This is a genomic window from Arenimonas sp. SCN 70-307 (assembly GCF_001724815.1).
Taxonomy (GTDB): domain Bacteria; phylum Pseudomonadota; class Gammaproteobacteria; order Xanthomonadales; family Xanthomonadaceae; genus Arenimonas.
This window is the reverse complement of the sequence record NZ_MEDO01000002.1, coordinates 93758-111608: the sequence shown is the minus strand read 5'-3', so window position 1 is coordinate 111608 and position 17851 is coordinate 93758. Positions and strand designations below refer to the sequence as shown.

Sequence of the window (17851 nt, the reverse complement as noted above, 5' to 3'; positions counted from 1 at the left end):
CCGTGACGCGGATGCCCCGCCATGACCCTGCTGCGCCTGCTGATGCTCATCGCCTGCCTCGCCACCGCCCTGCCCGCCCACGCCCACGACGGCATCGTGGTGGTGGTGGTGCGCCACGCCGAGAAGGACGACGACGACAAGGTCGATCCTTCGCTCGCCGGCAGCGGCGAAGTCCGCGCGCAGGCCCTGGCCGAAACCCTGGCCGGAGCGCGCCTGGACCTGGCCATCGCCACCCAGTACCGGCGAACGCGCCAGACCGCGGAACCCGCGGCGAGCGCGGCCGGCATCCCGGTGACGCTGCGGCCGGTCGATGCCGCCAATGCCGCAACCCATGCCGGCGACCTGGCGCGCGAATTGCGCGCCCTGCCCCCCGGCAGCACCGCGCTCGTGGTCGGCCACAGCAACACCGTGCCGGGCATCGTCGAGGCGCTCTCGGGCAAACCCGCGATGCCGATGCCGGAAACCGAGTACGACCGCTACACCGTGGTGCTGCTCGACGCCGACGGCGCCGCCCGCGTCATCACCAGCCGCTACTGAGGAGGCCGACATGCCCCTGACCATCGAAGGACGCGAACACGACCTGGGCGGCGGCTTCACCGTGCGCCGGCTGCTGCCGCACGCGCAGTGCCGCAGCGTGGGGCCCTTCGTATTCCTGGACCACATCGGCCCGTCCGAGGTGCCGGCCGAACATCCGCTGGCGGTGCGCCCGCACCCGCACATCGGCCTGGCCACGGTCACCTTCCTGTGGGAGGGCGCGATCATGCATCGCGACAGCCTCGGCTTCGCGCAGGAGATCCGGCCCGGCGACGTGAACTGGATGACCGCCGGCCGCGGCATCGTGCACTCCGAGCGCACGCCCGGGCACCTGCTGGGCAAGCCGCACCGCATGCACGGCCTGCAGACCTGGGTGGCGCTGCCGCGCGAGCACGAGGAAACCTCGCCCGACTTCGCCCACCACCCGGCCGCCACGCTGCCGGTGGTGGAACTGCCGGGCGCGCGCCTGCGCATCGTCGCCGGCGACGCCTTCGGCGAGACCTCGCCGGTGAAGGTGCTGGCGCGCACCTTGTACGTATCGATCGAGCTGCAGGGCGAGGCCTCGCTGGTGATCCCGGCCGAGCACGCCGAGCGCGCGCTCTACCCGGTCGAGGGCGAGCTCACGCTCGATGGCGAGCCGCTGGCGCCGGGCCGGCTGGTGGTGCTCGAGCCGGGCAGCGAGCCGCTGCTGCGCGCCGGCTGCGACGCCACGGTGATGCTGCTCGGCGGCGAGCCGCTCGATGGCCGCCGGCACGTGTGGTGGAACTTCGTGTCCAGCTCGCGCGAGCGCATCGAGCAGGCCAAGGCCGACTGGGAAGCCGACCGCATGGGCCAGGTGGCGGGCGAGCACGAGCGCATCCCGCTGCCCGCCCGCTGAGGGCTCAGAAGCGACCGGCCTGGAAGTCGTAGAAGGCCTGGCGCAACTCGTCCTGGGTGTTCATCACGAACGGGCCGTAGCGCGCCACCGGCTCGCGCAGCGGCTTGCCGGCGACCAGGATCAGGCGCGTATCGGCCTCCCGGCCCTCCAGCGCCACCGCGCCGCCGGCGCCCAGCACCGCCAGTTCGTGCGCCTGCACCGTGGCCGCATCCGGGCCCTCGCCCAGGCGTGCGCTGCCCTCGTAGACGTAGGCGAAGGCGCTGTGGCCCTCGGGCAGCGCGTGCACGTAACGGTCGCCCGCGCCCAGGCGCAGGTCGAGGTAGGTGGGCTCGGTGGCCGGCTGCACGATCGGGCCGCGCACGCCGGCCACTTCGCCGGCGATCACCTTGGCACGCACGCCGGGGGCGGCGTCCACCTCGGGGAAGACCTCGGGGCCGTACTCCTGGTACTTCGGCGCGGTCATCTTCTCGCGCGCCGGCAGGTTCACCCACAGCTGGAAGCCGCGCATGCGGCCCTCCTCCTGCTCGGGCATCTCCGAGTGCACGATGCCGCGGCCGGCGGTCATCCACTGCACCGCGCCGGGCACGAGCACGCCCTCGTTACCCTTGTTGTCCTTGTGGCGCATGCGGCCGTCGAGCATGTAGGTGACGGTCTCGAAGCCGCGGTGCGGGTGGTCGGGGAAGCCGGCCAGGTAGTCCTCGGGGCGGTCGGTGCCGAACTCGTCGAGCATCAGGAAGGGATCGAGGTCGGGCAGCTGCGGGGTGCCGATGATGCGGGTGAGCTTCACGCCCGCGCCGTCGGACGCCGGCATGCCGCGCAGGGTGCGCAGGACGGGGCGGATGGCGGTGCTCATGGGGTTCCTCCGGTTTGCCGGCCTTTGGTGGCCATGCCCGGAACTATGCGGCCGGGCCCCCGCGCTTGCGAGCCCGGCGGCGCGCAACGCTGGGTTGCGGGCCGCCGGGCGCACGCGTGAAGGCCGGAAATGACCGTGTCATGCGTTCTAACATTCGACTCCAGACCACTTCCCCCCGAGATGGCCCTGCGCGACATGCCCCCAGCCCGCCGCCGCCCCGGCCCCGTGCCCGTCCCGCCGGCCCCGGACCGGCTCCCCACCCTGCTCGCCCCGCGCCTGCAGCTGCGCTGGATCGAGGCCAGGGACCTCGAGAGCCTTTACGCCGTGTTCTCCGACCCGGACGTGATGCGCTATTGGAGCCACACCGCCTGGCCGCATCGCGACGAGGCCGAGATCTACCTCGAGGCCATCCACCGCGGTTTCGAGCGCGGCGACCTGTTCCAGTGGGGCATCGCCCTGCGCGGCGACGACCAGCTGATCGGCACCACCACCCTCTACGCCATCGACCACGGCCAGGGCCGCGCCGAACTCGGCTTCGCCCTGGCCCGCGAGCATTGGGGCCGGCGCTATGCGCTCGAGGCGCTGACCGTGCTGCTCGACCACGCCTTCGGCCCGATGGGGCTGCGCCGGCTCGAGGCCGACGTGGACCCGCGCAACCAGGGCTCGCTGCGCACGCTCGAGGCCCTGGGCTTCCGCCGCGAGGGCTACCTGCGCCAGCGCTGGCAGGTGGCCGGCGAGCTGCAGGACAGCGTGCTGATGGGCCTGCTCGCCAGCGACCGCGCCGCGTCCGCATGAGTCTGCGCGGCCCCGGAGCCGCGTTTGACAGCCCCGGCCACCGCGCCGACCATGTCAGGCCCCCTTACCCCGGAGCCGAGCATGATCCTGCGCTACAGCCTGATCGCTTCCGCCCTGCTGCTGGCCGCCTGCGGTCGCCAGGAAGCCGCCCCTGACGCCACCGCCGACGCGGCCCCGGCCGCCGCCGGCAACCAGGTGGTCTACGTCTACAACTGGTCCGACTACGTGGCCGAGGACACCCTGGCCAACTTCGAGGCCGAGACCGGCATCCGCGTGGTCTACGACACCTACGACGCCAACGAGATGCTCGAGGCCAAGCTCATGGCCGGCGCCTCGGGCTACGACGTGGTCTTCCCCTCGGCCCGCCCGTTCGCGCAGCGCCACATCCAGGCCGGCATCTATGCGCCGCTGGACAAGGCCCAGCTGCCGAACCTCGCCAACCTCGACGCCGACGTGCTCGAGGGCCTGCAGGACGTGGACCCGGGCAACCAGCACGCGGTGCCCTACATGTGGGGCACCACGGGCCTGGGCATCAACGTGGCCAAGGTGAAGGCCGCGCTGGGCGAGGACGCGCCGCTCGACTCGTGGTCGCTGCTGTTCGACCCGGCCAACGCCGCCAAGCTCGCCAGCTGCGGCATCGCCGTGCTCGACGACGAGCAGGAGACCTTCGCCGCCGCCCTGATCTGGAAGGGCCGCGACGCCAACGCCCTCACCGGCGACGAGACCCAGGTGGTCACCGAGGCCTTCCGGGCCATCCGTCCGCACATCCGCTACTTCCACTCCTCGCGCTACATCGACGACCTGGCCAACGGCGACATCTGCGTGGCCATGGGCTATTCGGGCGACGTGTTCCAGGCCCGCGACGCCGCCGTCGAGGCCGAAAACGGCATCGAGATCGAGTACATCATCCCGGTCGAGGGCGCGGTGCGCTGGGTGGACCTGATGGCCATCCCGGCCGATGCGCCGCACGCGGCCAACGCCCACGCCTTCATCAACTACCTGCTCAAGCCCGAGGTCGCGGCCGGCATCGTCGGCTACGTCTCCTACGCCAGCCCGAACACGGCGGCGCTGCCGCTGGTGGACCCGGAGATCGCCGGCGATCCGGGCGTCTATCCGTCGGCCGAGGTGATGGACAAGCTGGTCGACCCGGTGACCCTGCCGCAGGAAACCACCCGCGAGCGCGTGCGGGCCTGGACGAGTATCAAGACCGGCCAGTAAGCGGTGGTCGGTTTCGCGAAGCGGCGCGCCCCCGGGCGCGCCGTTTTGTCTTCAGCGCATCGATCGCGGGCGGATGGCGCGCGAAACGCGGCGCGAGTACACGTACACCGTCGCCGGCGGCACGTTCCACCAGGTGAAGCTGCCGCGGCGCGCGACCAGGTCGAGCGCCTCGAGCACTTCCTTGTTCACCGGGTTGGCCGGGCCGTAGGTGAACTGCACGAAACGGCCCTGCGGCTGCAGGCAGTCGAAGGCGGCGGTGAGGATGGCCTGCTGGGTCGGGCGTGGCATCGACAGCAGGCCCAGTCCCGAAACCACCGCGTCGGCCGGCGACTGTTCGTCGAAGCCGTGGCGGCGGGCCACGTCGGCCAGGTCGCGGGCGTCGGCGCAGGCCACGTGCACCTGCGGGAAATGCCGCTGCAGGTGCTGGTGCAGCTCTTCGTTGAGTTCGAGCACCAGCAGGTCCTGGGGCGCGATGCCATGGCCGAGCAGCGCGCGCGTGAAGACGCCGGTGCCGCCGCCGAGCTCGATCACGCGGCGGGCGCCGCGCGGCAGTTCGGACATCATCTGCCGCGCCAGCTGCTGGCTCGAGGGCGAGATGGCCGCCACGCCCAGCGGGTTCTTCAGCCATTGGCGGAAGAAGGTCCAGGTGTGGGCAAGGGCGGACGGGGGGCTGCGATCCATGGCTTGAGCATACTGCGCCCGGTAACATTTCGTACCGGTTAAGCGCGACCGGCAAAGACTGCGCCCACCCCCACCCCCAGGGAACCTGCCATGCGTCATGCCCCCCTCCTCGCCCTGTCCCTGGCCGCGGCCGTGATGGCTGGCTGCGCCACGCGTGAAGGCGCCCCGCGCCAGGCCCAGGCCGCGCCGGTCATCCTGCAGCCCGCCGAATGCCTCGACCCGGCCCAGGCGCGCAGCTGGGATGCGATCGACGGCTTCACGCTGCTCGTCGACGGCGGCCGCCGCAAGTACCGCATCGAGCTCTACGAAAACTGCATTTCGCTGGGCAATTCGGTCACGCTGGAGCTACGCGGCGATTTCGTCAGCAACCGCGTCTGCGGCCGTGCCGGCGACCACGTGCTGGTCGGGCGCGAGCGCTGCCGCATCCGCTCGGCGCAGGTGCTCGACAACCAAACCTACGAGCAGCTGCGCGGCAACAGCCGCGCGCGCGGCGAGATCCGCGCCGGCGCCGGCTTCTGAGGCTCAGCGCGCCCGCAATTCCCAGCAGCGGTGGATGCGCGGGTTGCGGGCGAAGTCGGCCGCGATGGTGTCGCGGCTGATTTCGCGCGCTTCGGCGAACGCAGCCACGGCGGCCTCGTCGAGGCGGAAGCGCCGGTAATTGTTCGAAAACAGCAGCAGGCCGCCCGGCGCCAGCCGCGCCACGGCCGCGCGCAGCAGGCGCACGTGGTCGCGCTGGGTGTCGAAGTCGGCGGCGCGCGCCGAGTTCGAGAACGTCGGCGGGTCGCAGAAAACGAGGTCGTACTGGCCGCGGTCGGCCTCGAGCCAGGACACCGCGTCGGCCTGCACCAGCTGGTGCTGGCGGCCGGTGGCGCCGTTGAGCGCGAGGTTGCGCCCGGCCCACTCGAGGTAGGTGCCCGAGAGGTCCACGCTGGTGGTGCTGGCGGCGCCGCCCACCGCGGCCTGCACGCTGGCCGCGCCGGTGTAGCAGAACAGGTTGAGGAAGCGCTTGCCGCGCGCCTCGCCGGCGATGCGCAGGCGCAGCGGGCGGTGGTCGAGGAACAGGCCGGTGTCGAGGTAGTCGAACAGGTTCACCTGCAGCCGCGCCGCGCCCTCGCGCACGACGAAGAACTCGCCGCGCTGGTCCATGCGCCCGTACTTGCTGCCGCCCTTGCCGCGGGCCCGGGTCTTGATGGCCACCTGCCCCGCCGGCACCGCGAAGACCTCGCGCACGGCGTCGAGCAGCTCGCCGAAGCGGCGCCGCGTGTCGGCCTCGGGAATCGTGCCCGGTGCCTCGTACTCCTGCACGTGCACGAACTGGCGGCCGGCGCCGCCGTCCTCCTCGTACACGTCCACGGCGGCGGAATACTCGGGCAGGTCGGCGTCGTAGGCGCGAAAACACGTCACGCCCTCGCGGGCGCGCCAGGATTTCGAGTTGCGCAGGTTCTTGCGCAGGCGGTTGGCCACCATCTGCGCGCCCTCGCCCAGCGGCCGGGCCTCGCGCGGCTCGCGCGCGGGCGGCTGCACCGGGTCGCACAGCACCAGGCTGCATTCGAGCGCGCCGTTGAAGAAGGCATAACGCTTGGCGGCGCGCAGGCCGGTGGCGCGGGCGAGATCGTCCGAGCCGCACAGCAGCACCGCGCGCCAGTCCGGAACGGCCGCGCGCAGCGCATCGCCCAGGGCGCGGTAGAGCGCGGGGTCGGCCGCCAGGCGGGCGTCGTAGGGCGGATTGCAGACCACCAGTCCGCGGGCGGCGCCGGGCGCCTTGAGCGCGGCCACGTCGGCCCGCTCGAGCCGGATGACCTCGGCCACGCCGGCGCGGTCGGCGTTCGCCACCGCCGCCTGCAGGGCCTTGGGATCGAGGTCGGCGCCGAAAAACACCGGGCGCAACGCGGCGCGACCGCGTTCGGCGCGCTCGCGCGCCTCGGCTTCCACCGTGGCCCAGAGCGCGGCATCGAAGCCCTTCCAGCGCGTCGGCGCGGCGCCGGCCAGGCGGCGAAGGCCAGGCGCCTCGTCGGCGGCCATCAGCGCGCCTTCGATCAGCAGCGTGCCGCTGCCGCACATCGGGTCGAGCAGCGCGCCGCCTTCGGCGTAGATCTTCGGCCAGCCGCCGCGCAGCAGCATGCCGGCGGCAAGGTTTTCCTTCAGCGGCGCCTCGCCCTGCGACTGGCGCCAGCCGCGGCGGTGCAGCGGGCCACCACCGAGGTCGACGGCGAGCAGGGCCTTGCCCTTGCGCACCACCAGCGACAGGCGCAGGTCGGGCGCCTCGGTGTCCACCGAGGGGCGCACGCCGTGGGCGGCGCGCATGCGGTCGACGATGGCGTCCTTGACGCGCTGCGCGGCGTAGCGCTCGTGGGTGAGCGCCGGACCAGAGACGTGGGCGTCCACGGCCAGCGTGCCCTCGGGCGCGAGGTGCTGGCTCCAGTCGACGGCGTGCACGCCCTGGTAGAGGTCCTGCTCGTTTTCGCAGGGGAACTCGGCCAGCGGCCAGAGCACGCGGCTGGCCAGGCGCGAGAACATCACCGCGCGCAGGGCCGCGTCCATGCCGCCCTCGGCCTGGGCGCCGGCCAATGCGGCCGTGGCCTTGGTCGCACCCAGTGCCTGCAGCTCGTCGGCCAGCAGGTATTCGAGGCCCTTGGCGCAGGCGGCGAAAAAACTCATGCCAGCATCTGCAGGAAGCGGCCGAACTCCTCGGCGCAGAACTCGACGTGCGCGGCCAGGCGGTGGCTGTCGGGCACCAGCACCAGGTGGTCCTGGCGACGCTGGGCCCAGCGCACCACGTCCTGGGCCGGGATGAGTTCGTCCTCCCAGCCATGCACGATGCGGGTGGGCACCATCGCGGCGTGCAGGTAGCGCGGTTCGACGTCCAGGGCCACCGGCGGCGCCATCAGGAACAGGCCGGCCACGGGCACGTCGCGCGAGACATGCGCCGACACGTAGGCACCCATGCTCGAACCCGCCAGCACCAGCGGGCGGCCCCTGGCGGCGCGGGCCAGTGCGGCCAGGCGGGCGATGCGCGCGGGCACGTCGCCCAGCACGCCGATGGCATCGAGGTCGCGGTAATCGGGGCGCTCGTGGCTCCAGCCGAGCTCGCCGGCGACGCGGGCCAGGGCCGTGGCCTTGGTGGCGCCGGGGCCTGACTCGAGGCCGTGCGAGATGATGACGTGGCCGCTCACGGGGCCTCGTCCGGCAGCGGCACGACGGCGTCGCCCACGGCGATGCGGCCGCCCTTGAGGATGCGCGCGCACAGGCCGCCGTGGCCGCGCATCGCGTTGTAGCCGCCGGGACCGAGCGCGGCCTCCATGCGCGAGCAGGGATCGCAGGGCGCGGTGCCTTCGAACTCGGCCTCGCCGATGCGGAAGCGCCGGCCCTTGAGCGCGACCAGCGGCAGGCCGGCGACGACGAGGTTGCGACGCAGGGTGGCCGGCGGGACGGCGTCGAGGCCGGCGAGCGCGGCGATGGCCGGCAGGTGCTCGGCCTGGATCAGGGTGATGCCGCGCTTGCCGCTGGCGCTGGCGTAGCGGTCGCCCAGCAGGCCCTTGCCGGCCACGGCCTCGACGGCCTCGCATTCACGCATGGCCTGGTCGCGGGCGGGGCGCAGGCCGATCCAGCGCACGACGCCGGGGCGCGGCAGCGTGGCCATCAGGGCGCCAAGCGCGGTGTCGGCAGGCAGGGGCATGGGGGGGCTCCGGAAACGGTCGCGATGGTAGCATGCAGGCATGACCCCCGACCTGCCGCCCGAGCCCGTCCTCAACGACTGGCCGCTGCCCTACGAGCACCGCCTCGAGGCCCGCCCCACCGCGCAGATCGACCTGGTGGTGATCCACTGCACGGAGCTGCCCGACCTGGCCAAGGCGCGCGAGTACGGCGAGCGCGAGCTCTACGACAGCGGCACGGGCAACAGCGGGCACTACTACATCGACCGCGACGGCAGCATCCACGTGTTCGTGAAGCCCGACCGGGTGGCCCACCACACGCGCAGCTACAACGAGCGCTCGGTGGGCATCGAGCTGGTCAACCGCGGGCGCTATCCGGACTGGCTCGATTCGCGCCGGCAGGAAATGGAAGAGCCCTACACGGACGAGCAGGTGGCGTCCCTGCTGTGGCTGCTGGCCTACCTCAGGCGCGAGATCCCGTCCCTGGAGTTCATCGCCGGCCACGAAGACCTCGACGCCACCCGCGTGCCCTCCAGCGACAACCTGCACCAGCTGGTCTTCCGCAAACGCGACCCGGGCCCGCGCTTCCCCTGGTCCAAGGTCCTGGCCAGCGTGCCGCTCGAGCGCATCCGGCCCTGACGGCGCCTGTTAGGGGCTGCGTGGATCGAGGCCGGCACCTGATGGCGCCGTCGTCACCGGGAAAGCGAGGGTCGATTCCTCCTCCGTGAAGCCTTTATGTCGGAGGAATCGACCCTCGCTTTCCCGGCGCCGCCGGTGCGTGGCGGCGCGGGCGCCCAACGAAGGGCCCGCGGCCACGCGCTTCGATGCTTGCGCGTGGCGATCAGGACCAAGGCGGTCCATCTTTCCTGCCGATCTGGTTCGGCTAACCCGTTCGCGGCCTGAATGCCGCTGCGGCCCTTCGCGACGTTTCCCTTCGGACACTGGTGGTGGCCCCATCGCGAGCCCGGAAGACGGCCAGATTGATAGACCTATCCGCCCGGCGGCGGGTGTAGGGTCTGGGCGGTGATGGTCGGTCCATGCTTTTCCGAAAAGAATGGACCGGGGCTTCACGCCTCGCCCCCACACCCGCCGCCGGGCGGATAGGACTCCCACACTGGCCACCTTCCACGCTGGCCCGGCCCCTGCATCTCGCGTCCGAAGGGACGCGTACCGATGGGCCGTCGGCAGCCACTTGCCTTGCGCTGCTTAGCCAAACGAGGTCAGCGAGAAAGATGCGCGGCTTTGGTCCTGATCCCCACGCGTAAGCATCGGAGCCCGCGGCCACGGGCCTTCCGTTGGGAACCCAAGACGAAACGCACCGGCGACGCCGCGGAAGTGAAGGTCACTTCCTTCGACATAAAGGCCTCACGGAGAAGGAAGTGACCTTCACTTCCGCGGTGGCGACGGCGCCAAGGCCTGCGGCGACCTCGGCGTCTGAACAAGGGCCGGCGAGCTTGAAGGGCCCCGGACAACCTATAATTGCACGGCAACCCCGGAGACCCCATGACTGCTTCCGTCGCCGCCGAACTGGTGGACCTGCTTCGCCTCGAGCGGCTCGAGGACAACCTGTTCCGTGGCCAGAGCCGCGACATCGGCACCAAGTACGTGTTCGGTGGCCAGGTGCTCGGCCAGGCCCTGTCGGCCTGCCAGCAGACCCTGGCCGGCGACCGCCACGTGCATTCCCTGCACGCCTATTTCCTGCGCGCCGGCGACGTCGAAGCGCCCATCGTCTACGACGTCGACCGCACCCGCGACGGCAACAGCTTCTCCGTGCGCCGCGTCACCGCCATCCAGCACGGCAAGCCCATCTTCGTCCTGGCCGCCTCCTTCCAGGAAGACGAGCCCGGCAACGAGCACCAGCTGCCCATGCCCTCCGTGCCGCCGCCGGAGGACATCGAGCCCGTGCCCGCGCCCACCGCCGAGCAGCTGGCCCAGCTGCCGCCCAAGGCGCAGCGCTGGCTCTCGCGCATGGGCCCGTTCGAAATCCGCCCGGTGTACCCGCGCGACGAGGTCAAGCCGCCCAAGCGCCCGCCCTTCCAGCAGGTGTGGTTCCGCCTGACCGGCGAAGTGGGCGACTCGCCCGTGCTGCACCAGGCGCTGCTGGCCTATGCCTCGGACTTCCACCTGCTGGGCACGGCGACCTTCCCGCACGGCATCAGCTACTACCAGCCCAACGTGCAGATGGCCTCGCTCGACCATGCCATGTGGTTCCACCGCGCCTTCCGCGCCGACGACTGGCTGCTCTACTCGCTCGACAGCCCCAGCGCCCAGGGCGCGCGCGGCCTGGCGCGCGGGCAGATCTATTCACGCGACGGCCGGCTGGTCGCGTCCACCGCGCAGGAAGGCCTGATCCGCGTGCTGCCCGAGCGGGGGACTCGCTGATGCGCCAGGTATTCACTTCCGTGCGGCTCGAGAACGTCGAGCGCGTGCAGGCCATGCTCGGCGAGGCTGGCATCGAGACCAAGATCACCCAGGGCCGCAGCTGGAAGGGCAGCAGCCGCCGCGAGTTCAGCTACAGCGCCAAGGACCACGACCCGAGCCAGCAGCCGGCGCTGTGGGTGCTCAGGCCCGATGACTTCAAGCAGGCCCGCCAGATCCTGCACGACGCTGGCCTGCTCGAGGCCACGCGCGACGCCAGCTACCTGCCCGAGGCCCTGCAGTTCCGCGAGCCCAAGGCCAACGACCCGATGGCCCGGGCCACCAAGATCCGGCTGGCCCTGCTGGCCGCCGTGGCGGCCGGCGCGGGCCTGCTGCTGTTCCGGGTGTTTTTCGCCTGAGGCCGGTCACACCCCGGCGGGTGGGTGCGTCTGGGGTTTGAACCCCACCCGGAGCGCGCCATGAGCACCGAAGTCCTCGAAAGCCTGATCCACGCCCACCTGCCCGCCGCCGCGCGCGGCGACCAGGCGGCCTACGGCCGCATCGTCGCCGGTTGCCAGGGCACCGTCACCGCGATCGCGCTGGCGATCACCCGCGACGTGTCGGCCAGCGAGGACGTGGCCCAGGAGGCCTTCCTCTCGGCCTGGCAGAACCTGCGCAAGCTGCGCAATCCCGACAGCTTCCTGCCCTGGCTGCGGCAGATCACCCGCAACCTGGCGCGCGACCACCTGCGCGGCCGTGGCCGCCGCGCGGAAACGGCGGAAGACGTCGAAGCGCTGCTGGCCCAGGTGGCCGACCCGAACCCGGCGCCCTGCGAGGAGCTGTCCGACGCGCAGGAGCAGGCCATCGCCGCCGGCGTCATCGACAGCCTGCCCGAGGAGAGCCGCGAGGTGCTGCTGCTCTACTACCGCGAGGGCCAGAACTCACGCCAGGTGGCCAGCCTGCTGGGCCTGCAGGACGCGGCGGTGCGCAAGCGCCTGCAGCGCGCCCGCGAGCGCGTGCGCGGCGAGCTGCTCGAGCGCCTGGGCCGCTTCGCCAAGGGCACGGCGCCCGGCGTGGCCTTCACCACGGCGGTGGCGGCCCTGCTGGTCACGGCGGCGCCGCCCGCGGCGGCGGCCACGGCGTTGGCGGCCGGTGCGCTGGGCGGCGCCAAGGGCTTGGCAAAACTGGGGCTGGGCGCCTTCGGCGCGGCGGCGGCTGGCATCGTCGGTGGCCTGATGGGGCTGTGGGGCGGCATCGCGAAATACCTGCGCGCGCCCTTCGACGATCGCGAGCGCCGCGGCCTGCTGGCCTATGGCATCGCCGGCACGCTGCTGGTGGTGGGCTTCAGCGTCGGCATCACGCTGCTGGCGAAGGTGCCCGGCTGGATCCCGCACTTCGCGCTGTCGGCGGGCTTCATCGTCGGCATCCTGGTGCTTTGCACGGTCTGGCTGCCGCGGGTGATGGCGCCGCGGCGCGCGCGCGAGCTCGAACTCGACCCGGTCGGGGCGGCCGCGCGCCAGGCGCGCGAGCGTCGCAATGGCCGCATCGGTGCCGTCATCGGCGCGGTGCTGGGCATGGCGGGCCTGCTCGTGGGGCTTTGGCTCAGCGGGCGCATGGGCTGAGGCAGGCATCGCGTGCACAAGAAAAAGGCCCCGGCGATGCCGGGGCCTTTGGTTTGCAGCGCCGCGGCGCTTACATCGTGTGCGTGGGCTTGTCGGCCTCGAGCGTGCCGGCCAGGAAGGTTTCGATCTTGCCCTTCACGGCCTCGGCCTCGGCGGTGTCGGCGAACTGCACGCCGATGCCGGCGCCGCGGTTGCCCTGCGCACCGGCGGGGGTGATCCACACCACCTTGCCGGCGACCGGCAGGCGATCCTTCTCTTCCATCAGCGACAGCAGGATGAAGACCTCGTCGCCCAGCGCGTAGCGCTTGGTGGTGGGCACGAAGATGCCGCCGCCCTTCACGAAGGGCATGTAGGCGTTGTAGAGCGCCGCCTTGTCCTTGATGGCCAGGGACAGGATGCCCTGCCTCGCGCCTGCGCCGCCTCCGATCATCGCCCTGCCCTCGCCTTCGTGGTGTCCTTGCCCATGCTACGCCATTCGAGCAGCAGCCCGGCCAGCGCCAGGTCGTGGCGCAGGCCCGGAATGGCCAGCTGGCTGCGCAGCCGGTTGATGCCGTCGAACCAGGCCGAAAGCTTCGGGAAATCGCCCTGAACGGTCAAGCCGGCGGCGGGACCGCCGGCCAGCTGCCCGGAAACCGCGTCGAGCACGGCTTCGGCGGCGAAGCGCAGGCGCAACTCGCCGAGCTCGTCGGCCAGCCAGTTCGCCGCCAGTTCCACCGGCTGGCGCCGGCCCTCCGCGAGGGCACCCAGGTCGGCCACCACCTCGCCGCGCAGGGCCAGGCGGCCCTCGTCGAGCCAGGCGGCGGCGAGACCGGGGTGGCCGCGGGCGGCATCGAGCGCGCGCGTCGCGGCCTGCGGGCCATGGCCCTTGGCGGCCAGCCAGGCCAGCGCTTCCTCGCGCGGCGGGGTGCGGAACTCCAGGCGCTGGCAGCGGCTGCGAATCGTGGCCGGCAGGCGCCCGGGCTCTTCGGTCACCAGCAGCAGGTAGCGGTCGCGCGAGGGTTCCTCGAGCGTCTTGAGCAGGGCATTGCTGGCATTGGTGTTGAGCGCGTGCGCCGGCGTGATCAGCGCCACCTGCGCGCCGCCGAGCTGCGGGGTCAGCGAGAACCAGTGGCCGAGGGCGCGCATCTGGTCAACCACGATCTCGCTGCGCAGCTTGTCGCCCTTTTCGGTGGGGATGAAGCTGACGCGGTTGAAGTCCGGGTGCGTGCCGGCGGCGAACAGCTGGCAGCCGCGGCAGCGGCCGCAGGCCAGGCCGTCGGGGCCGGGCGTGGCGCACAGCAGGCGCGCGGCCAGGGTGTCGGCCACTTCGCCCTTGCCCATGTGCGCCGGACCGCTGAGCAGCAAGGCGTGGCCGAGGCGGCCCTCGGCGTGGCTGGCCAGGGCCCGGTCGAGCACGCGCTGCTGCCAGGGCGCGAGCTGGCTCACGCGCGGCCCCCGAGCCAGGCGCGCAGCGCGGCCACGGCCTGGTCGCGCACGACGTCGGCGGGCTGGCTGGCGTCGATGACGCGGAAACGCGCCGGCTCGGCGCGGGCCCGCGCCAGGTAGGCGGCGCGCACGCGCTCGAAGAATTCCTCGCGCTCGAGTTCGATGCGGTCGGGGTCGCCGCCGCGCGCGCGCGCGCGCTCGAGGCCCTGGGCCACGCCGACGTCGAGCAGGAAGGTCAGGTCCGGCCGGATGCCGGCGGCCCAGCGCTCGAGTTCGGCGATGTGGCCGGTGTCCAGGCCGCGGCCGCCGCCCTGGTAGGCGAAGCTGGCGTCGGTGAAGCGGTCGGCCAGCACGGCCGCGCCGCGCGCCAGGGCCGGGCGGATGACCTGGCGCACCAGCTGGGCGCGCGCGGCGAACATCAGCAGCAGCTCGGCCTCGGCCACCAGGTGCTGGCCGGGGCTGAGCAGCAGCTCGCGGATGGCCTCGCCCTCGGGCGTGCCGCCGGGCTCGCGGGTGCACACCACTTCGCGGCCGCCCTCGGCCAGTACGTCCCTGAGCGCCTCGCGCACGGTGGACTTGCCCGCGCCCTCGCCGCCCTCGATGGTGACCAGGAGGCCCGGCATCAGCGGCACCGCTTGAGCTGGTAGCAGGCCACGGCGCGGTTGTGGTCGGCCAGGTTGGTGGAGAACACGTGACTGCCGTCGCCGCGCGCCACGAAGTAGAGCGTGTTGCCGGGCAGCGGGTGCGCCGCCGCCTCGAGCGCGGCGCGGCCGGGCATGGCGATGGGCGTGGGCGGCAGGCCGCCGCGGGTGTAGGTGTTGTAGGGCGTGTCGGTGGTCAGGTCGCTGCGGCGGATGTTGCCGTCGTAGGCGCTGCCCATCCCGTAGATGACGGTCGGGTCGGTCTGCAGGCGCATGCCCAGGCGCAGGCGGCGCACGAACACGCCGGCGATCTCGGGTCGCTCGCTGGCCTTGCCGGTTTCCTTCTCGATGATCGAGGCCAGGGTCAGCAGCTGGTCGGGCGTTTCGATGGGCAGGCCGTCCTCGCGGCCGGCCCAGGCATCGGCGAGGGCCTTGTCCATGGCCAGCAGCGCGCGCTTGAGCAGGTCGAGGTCGCTCATGCCGCGGGTATAGTGGTAGGTCTCGGGCAGGAAGCGGCCCTCGGGGTGCACGCCCTCGCGGCCCAGCGCCTTCATCATCGCCGCGTCGTCGAGCGCGTGCAGGGTCTGGACGATGCGTTCGTCGGCGGCGAGCGCGGCACGCAGCTCGCGCAGGTTCCAGCCCTCGACGATCGTGAAACGGTAGTGGATGACGTCGCCGCGCTCGAGCTTGCGCAGCAGCTCGGCCGGGGTGATGCCGTGGCGGATGGTGTAGTCGCCCACCTGCAGGCGGGTGAGCACGCCCATGTCGTGGGCCAGCAGCTTCCACTCGAGCTCGTGGCCCTCGTCGACGCCCAGCTCGCGCAGCTTGCCGAGCACGTCGTTGAAGCCATCGCCGCGCTCGACCTCGAGGATGCGCTCGGTGCCGGCCACGGCCAGCGGCGTGTCGGCAAAGCCCTGGTAGCGCTGCCACAGCCAGCCACCCACGGCCACCGTCGCCAGCAGCAGCAAGGCGACCAGCGCCTTGAGCACCTTGTAACCCGGTTTCTTCGGCAAAACCCGCTCCTTCAGCCTGCCGCCAGTTCGCGGCCCATCGCCTCGCGCAGCGCTTCCAGGCCCGCGTGCGGCGGCCAGCGCCGCTCGCCGAGGCGTCCCACCGGGAGGATACCGCGCACGGCATTGCACAGGAAAACCGCCTCGGCGGCCTCGACATCGGCCGGCACCAGGTCGGCTTCCGTGGCGCCGGGCGCGTTGGCCAGCACCCAGGCGCGGGCCACGCCGGCCACGCCGCATTCGTCCACCCGCGGCGTGAGCCAGCGGCCATCGACGAGGGCGAAGACATTGGCGGCGGTGGCGCAGGCGACGCGGCCGCGCGCGTCGAGCAGCAGGCCCTCGTGGATGCCGGGATCGCGCCACTCGGCGCGGGCGAGCACCTGCTCGAGCCGGTTGAGGTGCTTGAGGCCCGCCAGCGCCGGCTGGATGGCCATGCGCAGCGCGCACCAGCGCATGACCAGCGGCTCGTCGACGGACGGCGGCGCCGGATGCAGCGAGAGCGCCAGCGTGGGTTCGGCATCCGTGGGCGGCGCGTAGCCGCGGCCACCCGTGCCACGGGTGAGCACGAGCTTGAGCACGGCGTCCGCGCCGGCCGTGGCGGCGAAACGGGCGAGTTCCCCGTCGAGCCACGCGCTGTCCGGCAGGGCAATGCCCAGCGCCGCGGCGCCGCGCTGCAGCCGCGCCCGGTGCGCCGGCCACCACGGCAGGCGGCCGTTCGCCACGCGCATGGTTTCGAACAGGCCGTCGCCATAGGCCAGGCCACGGTCGCCCGCGTCCAGCGCCGCCAGCGCCGCCTGGCCACGGAACAGCCGCACGGTCGGCGCGTTCACCCGGCGGCTCCCAGTGCGCGCAGCAACCCGCGGGCCTTGGCGCGGGTTTCGTCGAGCTCGCGGCCCGCGTCCGAATCGACCACGATGCCGGCGCCGGTGCGGAACTGCAGCTCGCCGCCCTGCAGCCAGGCGCTGCGGATGAGGATGTTGAGGTCGAGGTCGCCGTCGTTGCCCAGGTAGCCGAAGGCGCCGGTGTAGGCGCCGCGGCCCTCGCCCTCGAGCTCGGCGATGATTTCCATGCAGCGCACCTTGGGCGCGCCGGTGATGGTGCCGCCCGGGAATACCGCGCGCACCACCTCGCCGGGCGTCGTGCCCTCGCGCAGCGTGCCGGTGACGTTGGAGACGATGTGGTGCACGTGGGCGTAGCTCTCCACGCCCATCAGCTCGTCCACGCGCACGCTGCCGGGCGTGCAGACGCGGCCGAGGTCGTTGCGTTCGAGGTCGATGAGCATCACGTGCTCGGCGCGCTCCTTGGGGTTGCCGACCAGGTCGCGGATGCGGGCCTGGTCGTCGTCGCCGGGAAAACGCGGGCGCGTGCCGGCGATGGGCCGCGTGTCCACGCGCCGGCCGCGCACCGACACCAGTCGCTCGGGCGAGGAGCTCAGCAGCGCCGCATCGCCCAGGCGCATCAGGCCGGCGAAGGGCGCGGGATTGTTTTCGCGCAGCCGCGCGTACACGGCGGCGGGGTCCGGCGGCGTGGCGAAGCGGGCGCGCCAGGCGCGCGAGAGGTTGACCTGGAAGACGTCGCCGGCGCGCAGGTAGTCGTGGATGCGGGCCACGCCGTCGGTGAAGCGCGCGGGCTCATCTTCGGAAAGCGCCGGCGGCTCGAAGCCCGCCGGGGCGTCGGCCATCGGCGCGGCGGCGAGGCGGGCCAGCCAGTCGCCGGCGCCGGCCTCGGCCACGGCGAGGCAGTCGCCGCTGGCGCGGTCGCGCAGCACCGCCGCCGGACAGCGCCAGGCGATGGCCACCGGCAGCGGGCCGGGCGCGGCGGGCAGGCGCAGCCGAGGCTCGACCTGCGCCGCCAGTTCATAGGCGAAAAACAGCGCCCAGCCGCCGCGGAACGGCAGCGTGGCATCCACCACCGGCTGGCGCGCGGCGGCCCAGCGCTGGTCGAGCGCGGCGAGGAAGTCGGTGCCGGCCTCTTCGCCGGTTTCCAGCGCGCGCACGCGGCCATCGGCATCCAGGCGCAGGCCGCTGCCGTCGGTGGCCAGCAGCAGGTCCCAGCGCGAGAGCGCGTTGCCGCCGGCGACCGACTCGAGCAGCAGCGGGAAGCGGCCGGGGTCGGCCGCCTGCAGGCGAAGCAGGTCGGTGCCCGGCGGCAGCGCGAGGGTGTCCATCGCGTGGGCCGGGCGCC

20 protein-coding genes are annotated in these 17851 nt (G+C 72.8%); 9 read left to right on the top strand and 11 right to left on the bottom strand.

All coding sequences use genetic code 11. From position 1 onward, the window contains the following. Window positions 1-21 precede the first annotated feature (21 nt). Together ABS41_RS01660 and ABS41_RS01655 are read left to right on the top strand one after the other, a co-directional pair. Window positions 22-537: a phosphoglycerate mutase family protein gene (locus ABS41_RS01660; RefSeq protein WP_290589555.1), complete on the top strand. Its 516-nt coding sequence runs from the start codon at window positions 22-24 to the stop codon at window positions 535-537. A gap of 10 nt (window positions 538-547) precedes the next feature. Next, a complete protein-coding gene (locus tag ABS41_RS01655) occupies window positions 548-1411 on the top strand; it encodes a pirin family protein (protein ID WP_290589552.1) in 864 nt (287 codons plus the stop codon). A 4-nt stretch (window positions 1412-1415) separates the two neighbouring features. On the opposite strand, the gene ABS41_RS01650 is transcribed toward ABS41_RS01655, so the two are convergent. Continuing rightward, window positions 1416-2264 carry a pirin family protein gene (locus tag ABS41_RS01650; RefSeq protein ID WP_290589549.1) on the bottom strand — a complete coding sequence of 283 codons (849 nt, stop codon included), beginning with the start codon at window positions 2262-2264 and terminating at the stop codon, window positions 1416-1418. 225 nt (window positions 2265-2489) lie between these two features. Between ABS41_RS01650 and ABS41_RS01645 the strand changes: the two genes are divergently transcribed. Together ABS41_RS01645 and ABS41_RS01640 are read left to right on the top strand one after the other, a co-directional pair. Then, window positions 2490-3059 (top strand): GNAT family N-acetyltransferase, encoded by a 570-nt coding sequence (locus ABS41_RS01645; protein ID WP_290589545.1) that lies wholly within the window; start codon window positions 2490-2492, stop codon window positions 3057-3059. Window positions 3060-3140: 81 nt separating this feature from the next. Next, the gene (locus ABS41_RS01640; protein WP_290589542.1) at window positions 3141-4277 is read left to right on the top strand and encodes a polyamine ABC transporter substrate-binding protein; all 1137 of its coding nucleotides are present in this window, start codon (window positions 3141-3143) and stop codon (window positions 4275-4277) included. A 51-nt stretch (window positions 4278-4328) separates the two neighbouring features. Here the strand turns inward: ABS41_RS01640 and ABS41_RS01635 are convergent, their stop codons facing one another. Beyond that, window positions 4329-4958 carry a methyltransferase domain-containing protein gene (locus ABS41_RS01635; protein WP_290589539.1) on the bottom strand — a complete coding sequence of 210 codons (630 nt, stop codon included), beginning with the start codon at window positions 4956-4958 and terminating at the stop codon, window positions 4329-4331. Window positions 4959-5048: 90 nt separating this feature from the next. Here ABS41_RS01635 and ABS41_RS01630 point away from each other — a divergent pair, with 90 nt between their 5' ends. Further along, window positions 5049-5477, top strand: a complete 429-nt coding sequence (locus tag ABS41_RS01630) for a DUF6491 family protein (protein ID WP_290589536.1) — start codon at window positions 5049-5051, stop codon at window positions 5475-5477. Window positions 5478-5480: 3 nt separating this feature from the next. Here the strand turns inward: ABS41_RS01630 and rlmKL are convergent, their stop codons facing one another. The 3 genes from rlmKL to ABS41_RS01615 are packed head-to-tail and all read right to left on the bottom strand — an operon-like array spanning window position 5481 to window position 8634. After that, a complete protein-coding gene (rlmKL, locus tag ABS41_RS01625) occupies window positions 5481-7616 on the bottom strand; it encodes a bifunctional 23S rRNA (guanine(2069)-N(7))-methyltransferase RlmK/23S rRNA (guanine(2445)-N(2))-methyltransferase RlmL (RefSeq protein WP_290589533.1) in 2136 nt (711 codons plus the stop codon). After that, window positions 7613-8131: an alpha/beta fold hydrolase gene (locus ABS41_RS01620; RefSeq protein WP_290589530.1), complete on the bottom strand. Its 519-nt coding sequence runs from the start codon at window positions 8129-8131 to the stop codon at window positions 7613-7615. Before ABS41_RS01620 ends, rlmKL begins: the two co-directional genes overlap by 4 nt. Beyond that, window positions 8128-8634, bottom strand: coding sequence for an MOSC domain-containing protein (locus ABS41_RS01615; RefSeq protein ID WP_290589527.1), 507 nt, complete (start codon window positions 8632-8634; stop codon window positions 8128-8130). Before ABS41_RS01615 ends, ABS41_RS01620 begins: the two co-directional genes overlap by 4 nt. 40 nt (window positions 8635-8674) lie before the next feature. Between ABS41_RS01615 and ABS41_RS01610 the strand changes: the two genes are divergently transcribed. The 4 genes from ABS41_RS01610 to ABS41_RS01595 all read left to right on the top strand — a co-directional run bounded on the left by ABS41_RS01610 (window position 8675) and on the right by ABS41_RS01595 (window position 12591). Continuing rightward, window positions 8675-9250: an N-acetylmuramoyl-L-alanine amidase gene (locus ABS41_RS01610; protein WP_290589523.1), complete on the top strand. Its 576-nt coding sequence runs from the start codon at window positions 8675-8677 to the stop codon at window positions 9248-9250. A gap of 864 nt (window positions 9251-10114) precedes the next feature. Next, entirely contained in the window at window positions 10115-10993 is an 879-nt protein-coding gene (gene tesB, locus ABS41_RS01605) for an acyl-CoA thioesterase II (protein ID WP_290589520.1), read from the top strand. Next, window positions 10993-11388 (top strand): pathogenicity-like protein, encoded by a 396-nt coding sequence (locus tag ABS41_RS01600; RefSeq protein ID WP_290589517.1) that lies wholly within the window; start codon window positions 10993-10995, stop codon window positions 11386-11388. Before tesB ends, ABS41_RS01600 begins: the two co-directional genes overlap by 1 nt. Before the next feature lie 60 nt (window positions 11389-11448). Next, a complete protein-coding gene (locus ABS41_RS01595) occupies window positions 11449-12591 on the top strand; it encodes an RNA polymerase sigma factor (RefSeq protein ID WP_290589514.1) in 1143 nt (380 codons plus the stop codon). Window positions 12592-12661: 70 nt separating this feature from the next. On the opposite strand, the gene ABS41_RS01590 is transcribed toward ABS41_RS01595, so the two are convergent. Genes ABS41_RS01590 through ABS41_RS01565 form a run of 6 tightly spaced genes read right to left on the bottom strand, consistent with a single transcriptional unit; the run spans window position 12662 to window position 17834 of the window. Next, window positions 12662-13021 (bottom strand): PilZ domain-containing protein, encoded by a 360-nt coding sequence (locus tag ABS41_RS01590; RefSeq protein ID WP_034221050.1) that lies wholly within the window; start codon window positions 13019-13021, stop codon window positions 12662-12664. Beyond that, complete coding sequence (holB, locus tag ABS41_RS01585) at window positions 13018-14016, bottom strand: DNA polymerase III subunit delta' (RefSeq protein ID WP_290589506.1); 999 nt, start codon at window positions 14014-14016, stop codon at window positions 13018-13020. The genes ABS41_RS01590 and holB overlap by 4 nt, the downstream gene beginning before the upstream one ends. Continuing rightward, window positions 14013-14639: a dTMP kinase gene (gene tmk, locus ABS41_RS01580; RefSeq protein ID WP_290589503.1), complete on the bottom strand. Its 627-nt coding sequence runs from the start codon at window positions 14637-14639 to the stop codon at window positions 14013-14015. The genes holB and tmk overlap by 4 nt, the downstream gene beginning before the upstream one ends. Then, complete coding sequence (gene mltG / locus ABS41_RS01575; protein ID WP_290589743.1) at window positions 14639-15634, bottom strand: endolytic transglycosylase MltG; 996 nt, start codon at window positions 15632-15634, stop codon at window positions 14639-14641. The genes tmk and mltG overlap by 1 nt, the downstream gene beginning before the upstream one ends. 47 nt (window positions 15635-15681) lie before the next feature. Beyond that, window positions 15682-16497: an aminodeoxychorismate lyase gene (pabC, locus tag ABS41_RS01570; RefSeq protein WP_290589500.1), complete on the bottom strand. Its 816-nt coding sequence runs from the start codon at window positions 16495-16497 to the stop codon at window positions 15682-15684. Beyond that, window positions 16494-17834 carry an aminodeoxychorismate synthase component I gene (locus ABS41_RS01565; protein ID WP_290589497.1) on the bottom strand — a complete coding sequence of 447 codons (1341 nt, stop codon included), beginning with the start codon at window positions 17832-17834 and terminating at the stop codon, window positions 16494-16496. The genes pabC and ABS41_RS01565 overlap by 4 nt, the downstream gene beginning before the upstream one ends. Window positions 17835-17851: the final 17 nt, after the last annotated feature.

Excerpts from the sequence above, each read along its gene's own strand:
- ABS41_RS01660 (WP_290589555.1), top strand. The coding sequence starts at position 22 with ATGACCCTGCTGCGCCTGCTGATGCTCATCGCCTGCCTCGCCACCGCC.
- ABS41_RS01655 (WP_290589552.1), top strand. The coding sequence starts at position 548 with ATGCCCCTGACCATCGAAGGACGCGAACACGACCTGGGCGGCGGCTTC.
- ABS41_RS01650 (WP_290589549.1), bottom strand. The coding sequence starts at position 2,264 with ATGAGCACCGCCATCCGCCCCGTCCTGCGCACCCTGCGCGGCATGCCG.
- ABS41_RS01640 (WP_290589542.1), top strand. The coding sequence starts at position 3,141 with ATGATCCTGCGCTACAGCCTGATCGCTTCCGCCCTGCTGCTGGCCGCC.
- ABS41_RS01635 (WP_290589539.1), bottom strand. The coding sequence starts at position 4,958 with ATGGATCGCAGCCCCCCGTCCGCCCTTGCCCACACCTGGACCTTCTTC.
- ABS41_RS01630 (WP_290589536.1), top strand. The coding sequence starts at position 5,049 with ATGCGTCATGCCCCCCTCCTCGCCCTGTCCCTGGCCGCGGCCGTGATG.
- rlmKL (WP_290589533.1), bottom strand. The coding sequence starts at position 7,616 with ATGAGTTTTTTCGCCGCCTGCGCCAAGGGCCTCGAATACCTGCTGGCC.
- ABS41_RS01615 (WP_290589527.1), bottom strand. The coding sequence starts at position 8,634 with ATGCCCCTGCCTGCCGACACCGCGCTTGGCGCCCTGATGGCCACGCTG.
- ABS41_RS01610 (WP_290589523.1), top strand. The coding sequence starts at position 8,675 with ATGACCCCCGACCTGCCGCCCGAGCCCGTCCTCAACGACTGGCCGCTG.
- tesB (WP_290589520.1), top strand. The coding sequence starts at position 10,115 with ATGACTGCTTCCGTCGCCGCCGAACTGGTGGACCTGCTTCGCCTCGAG.
- ABS41_RS01600 (WP_290589517.1), top strand. The coding sequence starts at position 10,993 with ATGCGCCAGGTATTCACTTCCGTGCGGCTCGAGAACGTCGAGCGCGTG.
- ABS41_RS01595 (WP_290589514.1), top strand. The coding sequence starts at position 11,449 with ATGAGCACCGAAGTCCTCGAAAGCCTGATCCACGCCCACCTGCCCGCC.
- ABS41_RS01590 (WP_034221050.1), bottom strand. The coding sequence starts at position 13,021 with ATGATCGGAGGCGGCGCAGGCGCGAGGCAGGGCATCCTGTCCCTGGCC.
- tmk (WP_290589503.1), bottom strand. The coding sequence starts at position 14,639 with ATGCCGGGCCTCCTGGTCACCATCGAGGGCGGCGAGGGCGCGGGCAAG.
- ABS41_RS01565 (WP_290589497.1), bottom strand. The coding sequence starts at position 17,834 with ATGGACACCCTCGCGCTGCCGCCGGGCACCGACCTGCTTCGCCTGCAG.